This is a genomic window from Pseudomonas idahonensis, assembly GCF_037903935.1.
GTDB lineage: Bacteria > Pseudomonadota > Gammaproteobacteria > Pseudomonadales > Pseudomonadaceae > Aquipseudomonas > Aquipseudomonas danubii.
This window is the reverse complement of sequence record NZ_CP149586.1, coordinates 3307495-3319915: the sequence shown is the minus strand read 5'-3', so window position 1 is coordinate 3319915 and position 12421 is coordinate 3307495. Positions and strand designations below refer to the sequence as shown.

The 12421-nt window shown below is 63.7% G+C and carries 9 protein-coding genes; all 9 read right to left on the bottom strand.

The window, feature by feature from the left end:
* Positions 1 to 75: 75 nt before the first annotated feature.
* The 9 genes from WIN67_RS15055 to WIN67_RS15015 all read right to left on the bottom strand — a co-directional run bounded on the left by WIN67_RS15055 (position 76) and on the right by WIN67_RS15015 (position 12376).
* The gene (locus WIN67_RS15055) at positions 76 to 1779 is read right to left on the bottom strand and encodes an AMP-binding protein (protein ID WP_102879413.1); all 1704 of its coding nucleotides are present in this window, start codon (positions 1777 to 1779) and stop codon (positions 76 to 78) included.
* 19 nt (positions 1780 to 1798) lie between these two features.
* On the bottom strand, positions 1799 to 3097 hold the full coding sequence (locus WIN67_RS15050; protein WP_110651637.1) for an acetyl-CoA C-acetyltransferase: 1299 nt from the start codon (positions 3095 to 3097) through the stop codon (positions 1799 to 1801).
* Positions 3094 to 3987: a MaoC family dehydratase gene (locus WIN67_RS15045; RefSeq protein WP_306382044.1), complete on the bottom strand. Its 894-nt coding sequence runs from the start codon at positions 3985 to 3987 to the stop codon at positions 3094 to 3096. The genes WIN67_RS15050 and WIN67_RS15045 overlap by 4 nt, the downstream gene beginning before the upstream one ends.
* 3 nt (positions 3988 to 3990) lie before the next feature.
* Positions 3991 to 5343: a 3-oxoacyl-ACP reductase gene (locus tag WIN67_RS15040; protein ID WP_102879416.1), complete on the bottom strand. Its 1353-nt coding sequence runs from the start codon at positions 5341 to 5343 to the stop codon at positions 3991 to 3993.
* Positions 5344 to 5373: 30 nt separating this feature from the next.
* Positions 5374 to 7923 (bottom strand): acyl-CoA dehydrogenase, encoded by a 2550-nt coding sequence (locus WIN67_RS15035; protein WP_110651631.1) that lies wholly within the window; start codon positions 7921 to 7923, stop codon positions 5374 to 5376.
* A gap of 279 nt (positions 7924 to 8202) precedes the next feature.
* A complete protein-coding gene (locus WIN67_RS15030; protein ID WP_102865102.1) occupies positions 8203 to 9639 on the bottom strand; it encodes an outer membrane protein transport protein in 1437 nt (478 codons plus the stop codon).
* 123 nt (positions 9640 to 9762) lie between these two features.
* Positions 9763 to 10254 (bottom strand): alkane oxidation protein activator PraB, encoded by a 492-nt coding sequence (gene praB / locus WIN67_RS15025; protein ID WP_339071611.1) that lies wholly within the window; start codon positions 10252 to 10254, stop codon positions 9763 to 9765.
* A gap of 207 nt (positions 10255 to 10461) precedes the next feature.
* The gene (praA, locus tag WIN67_RS15020; protein WP_102865104.1) at positions 10462 to 10953 is read right to left on the bottom strand and encodes an alkane oxidation protein activator PraA; all 492 of its coding nucleotides are present in this window, start codon (positions 10951 to 10953) and stop codon (positions 10462 to 10464) included.
* 145 nt (positions 10954 to 11098) lie between these two features.
* On the bottom strand, positions 11099 to 12376 hold the full coding sequence (locus WIN67_RS15015) for an alkane 1-monooxygenase (RefSeq protein ID WP_339071608.1): 1278 nt from the start codon (positions 12374 to 12376) through the stop codon (positions 11099 to 11101).
* Positions 12377 to 12421: the final 45 nt, after the last annotated feature.

The window sequence follows — 12421 nt, the reverse complement described above, 5'->3', positions numbered from 1 at the left end:
GCCCTGGCGAGGCTGCGAGAAGGCCCGCAGGGCCTTGCTTGGCGATCTTCAGAACAACCTCGGGCGCCCTCGGAACTAACGCAGGGCGCGGCGCAGGACCTTGCCCACGGTGGTCTTGGGCAACTCTTCGGTGCGGAACTCGACGTAGCGCGGCACCTTGTAGCCGGTCAGGTACTCGCGGCAGTGGGCCAGCAACTGCTCCTGGGTCAGGTTCGGGTCCTTGCGCACCACGAAGATCTTCACCTTCTCCCCCGTCACCCCATCCTCGACCCCGATCGCCGCCACTTCCGCCACGCCCGGATGCAAGGCCACCACATCTTCGATCTCGTTGGGGTACACGTTAAAGCCAGACACCAGGATCATGTCCTTCTTGCGGTCCACCAGGCGGATGAAGCCCTGCTCGTTCATCACCCCGATATCCCCGGTGGACAGCCAGCCGTGACGGTCCAGGACCTTGGCGGTCTCTTCCGGACGCTGCCAGTAGCCCTTCATCACTTGGGGGCCACGCACCTGCAACTCGCCCTCCTCGCCCAGCTCCGCCAGTTCGCCGTCCTCACGCACGAAACGTACCCAGGTCGACGGCAGCGGCACGCCGATGGTCCCGGTGAAGTCACCCTCGCGCATGCGCGCGATGTCGATGGGGCTGATGCTCACCACCGGCGAGCACTCGGTCAGGCCGTAGCCTTCGATGATCGGCACCCCGGTGACTTCCTTCCAGCGCCGGGCCACGGCGGTGTGGGTGGCCATGCCGCCGGCGATGGCCAGCTTCAGGTCGGAGAAGTCCCGGCCACGAAACTCTTCGTTCTCCAGCAAGCCGTTGAACAGGGTGTTGACCCCGACGATGCCGCTGAACTTCTCCTTGCGCAGGATCATCTGCACCCGCTTCACGTCCCGGGGGTTGGCGATCAGGATGTTGCGCCCGCCCAGGCACATGAACATCAGGCAGTTCACCGTCAGTGACAGCACGTGATACAGCGGCAGCAAGGTGACGTTGGTTTCCTGCTGGTTCTCGTCCAACTGGTCGCCAACCCAGGCCTTGGCCTGCATCAGGTTGGCGAGGATGTTGCGGTGGGTGAGCATGGCGCCCTTGGCATCGCCGGTGGTGCCGCCGGTGTATTGCAAAAAGGCAATGTCATCCTGCTTCAGCTCCACTGGACGGGGCTCCAGCACGGCGGCCAGTTTCATCATCGCCGGGAAGCGGATCGAGCCTGGCAGGTTGAACTTGGGCACCTGCTTCTGCACGTGGCGCAGGGCGAAGTTCAAGGCCGCGCCCTTGAAGGTGCCCAGCAAGTCGCCAATGGCGGCCACCACGACATTCTTCAGTTGGCTGCCCGGCATCGCCTGCTCCAGGGTGTGGGCGAAGTTCTCGAAGATCACCACGGTTTCGGCGCCGCTGTCCTTGAGCAGGTGCCGCAGTTCATGGGCGGTGTACAGCGGGTTGACGTTGACCACCACCGCCCCCACCAACAGGGTGCCGAACAGGCAGATCGGATATTGCAGGCAGTTGGGCATCATCAGGGCCACCCGATCGCCCTTCTTTACTCCCTTGGATTGCAACCAGGCGGCAAAGGCGAATACGCGCTTCTCCCAGAGGTCGTAGCCCATCTCAGTGCCAATGCTGACGTAGGCCACCCGGTGGCGGTACTTGTCCACGTGTTCGAGGAACACTTCCCGCAGCGACGGGTAGCGGTCGATGTCGGCTTCGATATCGCTGGGCACACCCGGCAGGTAAGCGTTCAGCCAGATACGCTCGGCGGGTTGCAGGCTCACGACACTCATTGGCAGTCTCCTGGTTATTTTATTTTTCGACGATGGCGGTGATACCCAGCCCGCCGGCTGCACAAACGGAAATCAGCCCGCGGCCGGAACCGCGCTGGTGGATCGCCTTGGCCAGGGTCGCCAGCAGGCGCCCGCCGGTGGCGGCAAAGGGATGCCCGCAGCCCAGGGAGCCGCCGTTGACGTTGAGTTTGCTGCGCTCGATGCTGCCCAGGGCGCCGTCGAGGCCAAGTTTGTCCTTGCAGTAGTCGGGGTCTTCCCAGGCCTTGAGGGTGCACAGCACCTGGGCGGCAAAAGCCTCGTGAATCTCGTAGAAGTCGAAATCCTGCAAGCCCAGGCCCTCCCGGGCGAGCATGCGCGGCACCGCGTAGGCCGGAGCCATCAGCAGCCCTTCCGTACCGTCGACGAAGTTCACTGCGGCAGTTTCCCCGGTCCGCAGGTAGGCCAGCACCGGCAGGTTGTGGGCGGCGGCCCACTCCTCGCTGGCCAGCAGCACCACTGAGGCGCCGTCGGTGAGCGGGGTCGAGTTACCGGCGGTCAGGGTGCCGTTGTGGCGGTCGTAGGCCGGGCCCAGGCCGGCGAGCTTCTCCAGGCTGGCATCGGCCCGCAGGTTGTTGTCCCGGGTCAGGCCGCGATACGGGGTGATCAGGTCGTCGAAGAAGCCGCGCTGATAAGCGGCCTGCAGTTGCTGGTGGCTGGCAAGGGCCAGTTCATCCTGGGCCAGACGCTTGATATGCCAGCGCTTGGCCATTTCTTCACAGTGCTCACCCATGGACAGGCCGGTGCGTGGCTCGCCGTTGCGCGGCAACAGCGGCTTGAACAACATCCCCGGGCGCACCTTGAGCAAGCTGCGCAGTTTGTTGCCGGCGCCCTTGGCGCGATTGGCCTGGAGCAAGGTCCGCCGCAGCCCTTCGTTGATGCCGATGGGCGCATCGGAAGTGGTGTCGGCACCACCGGCGATGCCCACTTCGATCTGCCCCAGGGCGATCTTGTTGGCCACCAGCAGCGCCGCCTCCAGCCCGGTGCCGCACGCCTGCTGCACGTCGTAGGCCGGGGTCTGCGGCGACAGCGTGGTGGACAGCAGGCTTTCCCGGGCCAGGTTGAAATCCCGGGAATGCTTGATCACCGCCCCCGCGGCGAACTCCCCCAGGCGCTGGCCCGACAGGCCGTAGCGATCCACCAGCCCCTGCAACGCCGCCACCAACAGGTCCTGGTTGCTGTCGTTGGCATACACCGTATTGGAACGGGCGAACGGAATCCGGTTGCCACCGATGATCGCCACCCGGCGCACCGGCGCCGGATTGAAACTGTACTCAGTCATTGCCCAGCTCCCCAGATAAATAGGCCGCGCATGTGGGGTTTGTCCCCCGCGTTGTTGCGCACTTCGAACGCATGGCGCGGACCGTCGGGCAGACGGTTCCACAGGGTCACCGCCGCCGGCAGGAAGATCGGCAGCTTGAACTCGCAGTCCAGCTCCGCCGCCGCCAGTGGATGGGGTGGTTGCTGCGCTGCCAGTGCCCGGCCCAGGGTCCACATGCCGTGGGCGATGGGCCGACGGAAACCGAACAGCCGAGCGCCGAGCCAGGAGGTGTGGATCGGATTGAAATCGCCGCTGACCTGGGCAAAACGCCGCCCCAGGTCGCCCCCCAGGCTCCAACGTTGAGTGCGCACCAGGGCCTGTTCATCCAGCGGCAGCGAGCCTTGCCAGGGCTCACCAATGGGCGCGCTGACGCCACGGCGCAGATACAGGCTGTCGCTTTCCCAGACCAGGCTGCCGCCACTGTGGGCCCGGGTGGCAATCGACAACGCCTGGCCCTTGGGATGGGCCAGCCAACGCTCGGCAAACACTTCCAGGCGCAGGGCCTGCCCTTCCTCCAGCTTCTGGTACTGACGGATACGGTTGGCCAGGTGGACCATGCCGCTGGCCGGATAGGGAAACGTCGGGTGGGTCAGCAGCAACAGGTGCAAGGGAAACGCCAGGGTATGGGGAAAGGCCAGCGGCACACCGTGCTCCCGGCGAAAGCCACAGGCCAGGGCATAACGGGTGATTTCGGCGGCCTGCAGCTCCACCGCCGGGCGCACAAGGCGCTCGCTGGGCAGCTTGGGGGCGGCCTCCAGTTTGGGCTTGCGCAAGCTGCGGATGCCGTCGTACAGCAACTGGCCCCGGGACGGCGGCGGTTCGATGATGCGAATGGCAGAGTCGGCATTCATGGTTCAGGCCCCCAGCAGGCTTTGTCCGCAGACGCGGACCACCTGTCCATTGATCCCGCCGGAGGCCGGATGGGCCAGCCAGGCGATGGTTTGCGCCACATCCACGGCCTGACCGCCCTGGGACATGGAATTCATGCGCCGTCCGGCCTCGCGAATCAGCAGCGGGATCTTCGCGGTCATCTGGGTTTCGATAAAGCCCGGTGCCACCGCGTTGACCGTGATCTGCTGACGCGCCGCCAGTGGCCCCAGACTCTCCACCAGACCGATGACCCCGGCCTTGGACGTGGCGTAGTTGCTTTGCCCGAGGTTGCCGGCGATCCCGGAAATCGACGAGACACAGACGATCCGTCCCCCCGGGTTCAGGCCCTGGCCCTCCAGCAGCGCCTGGCTCAGTAGCAGCGGTGCTTCCAGGTTGACGGCCATGACCTTGCGCCAAGCGGCTTCAGTCATTTTCGCCAGGGTCTTGTCCTGGGTGATGCCGGCGTTGTGCACCACGATATCGAAAGCACCGTGCTCACCGACGAACTCCAGCAGCCGCTGCCCGGCACCAGAAGCGGTGATGTCCAGGGCCAGGGCGCTGCCCTTGAGGCCCGCTGCCGCCTGCTGCAACTCAGCCTCGACCTGGGGAATGTCCAGGCACACCACCTGGGCGCCTTCCCGGGCCAGGACCTGGGCAATGGCCAGGCCGATGCCGCGACAGGCCCCCGTGACCAGGGCCCGCCGGCCCTCCAGTGGCTGGGCCCAGTCGATGTGCCGGGGCACATCCACCGGCTCGCCGATGCGCACCACCTGACCCGAAACATAAGCCGAACGACGGGACAGGAAAAATCGCAGGCTGCTGTCCAGTTCACCTTCGGCACCGGGCTCTACATACAGCAGTTGCGCGGTAATGGCCCGGCGCAACTCCTTGCCCAGGGAGCGCACGAAACCCTCCAGGGCCCGCTGCGCCACGGCCTGGGCCAGCGCCTTGCAGTGCTCCGGCGGCGTGCCCAGCACCAGCACCCGACCGTGGGCGGTCAGGCGCCGGACATTGGCGTGGAAGAAGCGGTACAGCTCATCGAGCTGGGCGATATCCGCCAGCCCGCTGGCGTCGAAGACCAGGCCCTGGACCTTCACGGTCGAGGGCGCGTTGATGCTTGCGGCCTGGGCTGCCACGGTGTCGGTGGCGGCGAAGATCCGTTGTAGCTCGCCCAGAAGGCGCCCCTCGGGCGCCGCGGCGAGGACCACCGGGTTGATCAGGTTGCCGCCCTGCCCCTCGCGCTGGCGTTGCAGCGGCAGCGGTTGTGGCAGGCCGGTCCGCTGGGCCAGCCAGCGGCCCCACCCGGAATTGACGAACGAAAGATAACCGTCAGACATAAATAGATCCCGATCCAATCCAGTAGAGGCTCAATAGGCCGAATCGCTGGCCAGCACCGCGTCTTCGCTGCTGGCGGCACGTTTGCGCGAGGCCGGCTTGGCGCTTTGCTCGAAGTGCGCCTGACGCTGTTGCAAGGCTTCCAGCAGACCGAAGTCCTGGGGGAAGTCGTCGACCTGGATCGCGTGATCGCCGTATTCCACGTAACGACTGAGCAGCTCGTCTTCGTCCTGGCTGATCAATTGCTGTTCCAGAGCCTGGACCCGCCACACGCCGAAGGCCTCGCGGGAGATCGGCAACGGCGCCAGGGCGCCCTGCTTGATCGCCGGCTTGAGCCGGGCCTCGATCAGTTCCACTTGCGGTTGCAGGCGGAACGCCAGTTCGCCGTAGGCCAGTTTGTCGATGTCCGGTTGCGGGATGTAGGAGTCGGCCAACAGGCGGTCGCGGGTGGCGCCTGGGGTTTGCACCAGCTCGGCCACCTCGGCCAGCAAGCGGTCGCTGGGTTTGTGCTGGGGAATGCCCAGGGGGAAGCTCAGGCCACGAATAATCCGCGCAGCCGCTCTGGACGGATAGTTGTCCAGCACCTCGGCCAGGGCTTCATGGGCCCGCAGCAGGGCATCCTGGGCCGCCCAATGCACCAGCGGCAGATCGGCCTGGGGCCGGCCATCGTCTTCGAAGCGCTTCAACACGCAGGACAGGATGTACAGCTGGGAAAGAATGTCCCCCAGGCGTCCGGTGATGCTTTCCTTGCGCTTAAGGGCACCGCCCAGCACGCCCATGGAAATGTCCGAAGCCAGGGCCAGCACCACCGACAGACGCTGGATCTGCCGGTAATAGCCAGCCAGGGCCTTGTCGGTGTTGGCCGGGGCTTTGATCAGGCGGCCGCCGGTCAGGGCATGCACCGCGGCGCGCACAGTGTTGGCGCAGACAAAGCTGATATGGCCGAACATGGCGCTGTCGAACGCTTCCAGGCCTTTGCGTCCGCCATCGCGAGCGGCTTCCATTTCACGGAACACATAAGGATGGCAACGGATCAGCCCCTGGCCGTAGATGATCAGGCAGCGGGTCATGATGTTCGCGCCTTCCACGGTGATGGCAATCGGGCTTTGCTGATAGGCCCGGGCCAGGAAGTTGTTGGGGCCCATGCAGATGCCCTTGCCGGCGACGATGTCCATGCCGTCGTTGACGATGGCCCGGGCGCGTTCGGTGACGTGGTATTTGGCAATCGCCGAGATCACCGAAGGTTTCTCGCCGGCATCCAGGGACGCCACTGAGACCTTGCGCACCGCATCGCAGGCATACAGGTGCCCGGCCATGCGCGCCAACGGCGCCTGAACGCCTTCAAACTTGCCGATGGGCAGGCCGAACTGCTTGCGCATCGCCGCATAGGCCGTGGTGCCGCGTACTGCCACCTTGCCCAGGCCGACGTTGGCCGACGGCAGGGAAATCGCCCGCCCGGCCGCCAGGCACTCCATCAGCATGCGCCAGCCGTTGCCCACTTGAGCGCCACCGCCGATCACCCATTCCAGGGGAATGAACACATCCTTGCCGGTGGTCGGGCCGTTCTGGAACACCGCGTTCAGCGGCCAGTGGCGACGCCCGGTATTGACCCCCGGATGGGTGGTGGGAATCAGTGCGCAGGTAATCCCCAGGCTGCCCTTGCTGCCCAGCAGGCCGTCCGGATCTTCAGCGCGAAAGGCCAGGCCCAGCACCGTGGCGATGGGGCCCAGGGTGATGTAGCGCTTGTCCCAGGTGACGCGAAAGCCCAGTACTTCCTGGCCTTCGAACTGGCCCTTGCACACCACCCCCACATCGGGAATCGCCCCGGCGTCGGAACCGGCATAGGGGCTGGTCAGGGCAAAGCACGGAATGTCTTCGCCACGGGCCAGGCGCGGCAGGTAATGCTGGCGCTGGGCCTCGGTGCCGTAGTGCAGCAGCAGCTCGGCCGGGCCCAGGGAGTTGGGCACCATCACCGAGATCGCCGCCGCCGAGCAGCGGGTGGAAAGTTTCATCACCACTTGGGAATGGGCGTAATGGGAGAAGCCTTTGCCGCCGTATTGCTTGGGAATGATCATCCCCAGGAAACCCGCGTCCTTGGTGTATTGCCAGGCCTTGGGCGACAGGTCCTGCCAGATCTGGGTGGTCTCCCAGTCGTTGGCCATGTTGCACAGGGTTTCCACTTCGTTGTCCATGAACGCCTGCTCTTCGGCGCTCAGGCTGGCCGGGGCGGCCTGCAGCAGGCGTGGCCAGTCGGGCTTGCCGCTGAACAGCTCGGCGTCCCACCAGACCGTGCCGGATTCGATGGCGGCGCGCTCGGTGTCGGACATGGCCGGCATGATCTTGCGGAACATGGCCAGGGCCTTGCGGGTGAGCAAGGCGCGGCGCAGGGGCTTGATGCTCAGCAGCGCGGCCGGCGCCAGCACCAGCAGCACGCCGAGGGTCAGTCCCAGGGTGCCCACCAGATTGAACAGATAACCTGCCGCCAGCCACACCAGGCCGCTGCCCAGCCACAGGGCCGCGGCGGCCTGGCGATAGGCCAGTGCACAGGCTGCGGCGAGTCCCACCAATAACCAGACAATCATGGAATACCTCTCTTGTTCTAACGAGACAACCACTGGGAGCCCGGGCGTTGTGCCGGCCCCTCGACGATCACCCTACAAAGGAAAGAAGCATGTTTCAAATTTTATTTTTAAATATTGTTTTGAGTGTTTTCGGCAACGCATAACGGCTGAACGATGTCAGCCAAAGGTTGGAAAAGCAGGCAGGTCGAGACGGGTCCTGAGGTGACCCGTCCAGCCAACGGCAGTCGCACACTCCCTTGGTACTGCCGTTATCTCAAGGCATGGATGAAGCGCGAGGCCTCAGAAGTGATAGGTCGCGGAGAGACTCACCACTTCGCCCTTGGAGTCGACTTTGCCGTCAATAGTGGAACCGCCGAGACGGTCAACGTTGACGGTCTTGAGCTTGGCCTCTTTGACGAACTGCCGGGAATAGGCGCCGTCGATGGTCAGCCCGGGAATGGCCTTGATGTCATAGCCAAAACCGATGGAAGTGAACCAGCGATCGTTATCCGGAATCCGTGGGTCACGGGTCGAATTACGAGTCGGGGTCTGGTCGAAGGCCACACCAGCGCGCAGGGTCAGCTCATCGGTGAAGCGATAGTCGCCACCCAGGGAGTACATCATCGAGTCCTTGTAGTTGTAAGGAATCGCCACCAGGGTGTTGCCATCGGACTTCAGCGTCAGGTCCTTGAACGACGACCACTGGGTCCAGAGCAGACTGGCGCCCATGGTGAAGCGATCGTTGAACACGTGGACCCAGTCCAGGCCGGCTGTAGCCGGAATGTCCAGTTGAGTACTGGCGTTGGCACCATCGGGGTTTAGCTTGAGGCCCGGATAAGCCAGTTCGGTCAGGGTTTCACCGTTGGGACCGGCCGGTTGGGTCATGAAATTGCGACCCAGGGCGTCGGCACGAATGTTGTACTTGCCCTCCATCTTGTTCTTGATCTTGGCGTGATAGTTCAGGCCCAGGGTGTCCTGCTCGGTGGGTTTCCAGGTGATGCCGGTAAACCAGCCGACCGAGGTGTTATCAACCTTGACCCGCATCAGGTTGGAGCCAATGCCCGAGGGCGCTCCAGGAAGCACCGACATGCCCGCCGAACCACTGACGTTGAGGTTCTGGCTGACGAAGCCCTTGCTGTGCTGCACGATGACCCCGGCACCGATGGAGAAGTCCTCACGGACCTTGAACGACAGGGCCCCGGTCAGGCCGACAGTCTCAATCTTGGTATCCACGGCGAAGTCACGACCTTTCCAGCCTTCGTCCCAGGTGCTGCGCATGCCCAAGGGCACGACCTGGCTGAGGCCAAAAGCAAAGCGATCGTTGATCGGCATCACCATGAAACCGGTGGGCAACCAGGCGGTGAAACCACCCTCTCCGCCATCGCCGGTCAGAGGCATCGCCGCGCCGCTGGGAGCGCCGGTGTCATCCACGGGAGTGATGGAGGCCGGATTCCCCTGATAGTCGTTGACGTTGCCTTTGAACTTCATCTTGATCCGCGCGTAATCCACGGTCATCTGTGCCACGTTGTGATCGATGAACGCCATCGCCGCCGGGTTGTTGTACGCAGCACTGGGATCATTCTTGAACAGCGAACCACCACCAAACGCCCGACCCCAGCCTGGAGCGCCATAGGTCGGAGTTGAGAAACCACCCGCCTGCACCGACCCGGAACCGATCAGGCCACCCAGCACCGCCAGGCCAATAGCGGCCTGGATCTTGTGTTTCTTATTATTCATGCCCCACTCCTTATTATTATCGACCGCGATCGGCCACCACCGATCCAGGGCGTTGCAACAGGCGCCTCAAACGAGGCGCCTGTTTTTTCAGCAAGTGATCAACAGGCTGAAGTCAGATCAACTTCAAGGGGTTACGGTGAAGGCTGGGTTCGGCTTGACGCTCAACGCCGTGATTTTGCAACTGCCGACGGTTTGCGCCGAAGGAATGCTCAGGGTGTTGGTGGCGTTGTTCCAGGTGGCGTTGATGGTCACCGGCGTGCTGCTGCAGTTGGAGAGGATCTTGAAGTTGACCCCGGTCACGGTGCCTGCGGTAGCGCTGGAGGCGGTCAGGGTCCAAGGCAGGTTCAGCAGAACCGGCACGCCGCACAGCGAGTTGCTGCCACTGACGGTCGCGTTGGTGATCGAAGCACTGGAGCCGTTGGCCGCCACGGTACCGGTGAAGTTGATGTTGCAATTGACCGGAATCCCAAACGATGCCGGCGAAGACACCGAGATGGTGCCCGGTGCCGAGAAGGACGCACCGGCAGGTGCAATGGTGGCAGCGTTGGCCATCGACGCGGCGCCCAGGCAGATGGCGAAAGAAGCTACGGATACCAGAGTCTTGATGCTTTGCATTGTTGTTTTCCTCAAGATTTAGGCAACAGGCAGTTGCCAGGGGGTTATCAGCCTTGCCAGGGTGTCGATGACGCCATCGGCTCTCCAGTTCGACCGAATTCGGTGCTGGAGCACGCTATGGCGATACCGACCGGGCTTGAACTGCCGGCGCTTTCGGACTACTTGATCGCACGTTCATCAGCGTCCCTCCATGGAATCTGTTGTGAATCAGGGCGCAACCCGGAACGTGGGCGGCATCTGGATCGATACGGTCTTGATGGTGCAGCCGCCCTCAAGGCTGACCTGGGTCGCCTCCAGCTTGCCGGTGCGGTTGTTCCAACTGCCTTCGGCGGTGCTCGGCCCGCAATCGCCGCCCACCAGGGGGGCGTGTACGGTGACCTGGATGCCGGACATGGCGCCGCTGGTTTCATCCTTGGCAATCAGCTTCCAGGGCAGGTGCGTGGCTTCCACCTGGCCACACTTGAGGCCGCCGCTGAAGTCGACTTTCTCGACGCTGGCGAAGCTGCCGTCGGGGCTGACCTTGCCGCTGACCTGGATGGTGCAGTCGGCATTGATGATGCTTTTGGCGAAGCTGATGGGCCCCTTGGCGGTGAACTCGGTGTTGGCCGGCTCGATGCGCGCCGCATCGGCAGCGCCCATCAGTGACACACCCAGCATGACCACGAACAGACGGGCAGCGAGCAGAGGTGAAATAGACATCCGTGACTTCCTTACAGTTGCTTATTGTTGTTGTCGGTCAACGTGTTCAAGGACTTCTGTATTCGGGGCTCACCCTTCAAGCAGGCAAACGCAGGCGGTTCACGGGCACTTGAAGAGGTGAGCGGTCCAACTAAAGAGCGGTGTCTCAATCGGTGTCGGTGAAACCGTATTGCTTGAGCAGTTCGGCACGCTTGGCCGGATGCAGGTTGGCCAACCGCACATCCCCCGAGTAATGGGCCAGGACCCGGTGGTCCATCAGTCGCCGCCAGAGCGCCGGCACATAGGCCCAGACGATCATGGTGGCGTAGCCATAGGGCAGTTGCGGGGACTCGTCGAAGTGGCGCAAGGCCTGGTAGGAACGGGTCGGGTTGGCATGGTGGTCAGAGTGACGCTGCAGCTGGAACAGGAAGATGTTGGTGACGATGCGGTTGCTGTTCCAGGAATGACGCGGCGAGCAGCGCTCATACCGGCCGTTGGGCTGTTTCTGCCGCAGCAGACCGTAGTGCTCGACGTAGTTCACCACTTCCAGCAGGGAGAAACCGTAGATGCCCTGGATCACCAGGAAGGGAATCACTGCCGCGCCGAGCCAGGCGATCAGCACGCCCCAGAGCACCACGCTGTACAGCCAGGCACTGAGCACGCCGTTCTTCCAGTGCAGGGTCGGCAGCCCGAGTTTGTGCAGGCGCTCGCTTTCCAGGTGCCAGGCCGAGCGCAGGCTGAACCACACAGTACGCGGCAGGAAACTCCAGAAGGATTCGCCAAGACGAGAGCTGGCGGGATCTTCAGGGGTTGCCACGCGCACGTGGTGACCACGGTTGTGTTCGACGAAGAAGTGCCCGTAGAAAGTCGAGGCCAGGGCCAGCTTGGCCAGGAACTTGGACATCCCGCGGTTCTTGTGCCCCAGCTCATGGGCAATGTTGATGGCGATACCGGTGGCGGCACCCGTGGACATGGCCATGCCCAGGTAAGTGAACCAACCGACGCTGCCATGCAGTTGCGCACGTTCGGTCAGGAAGGTCGCGAAGCTCGCCAGGCTGCCCTGCAGGTGCAGCTGTTCACTAAGCTGCAACAAGCCACCGGCCATGATCCAGTCGACCCCCTTGATGGCCATCCAGGCGGTGACTACCAGGGACACCACCGAGAGCACGGCGCAGCTGTAGACGATGAAACGGTAGTAGGGTTGTTTTTCCAGATCGGGAACCGCGGATTCCGGCGGGTTGCTGGCGTCCTCTCCAAGCAGGCCGTCAATCAGGGGAATCAGGCCGAAGATCACCACCACCCCGCTCCACCAGAACACCTGGACACCGGTGATCAGTGCGAACAGGCCTGCGAGCAAAGGGGTGATCATCGGCAAGGTGCCCAGCCACCAGAGGTGACGCTTGCCATCGGTCCAGACGCCGGGTGCCGCCACGGAGACAGTCATGGCAGCCTCCGCAGGATGGCCGTCGGCAGGGGTGCCATAGAGGAC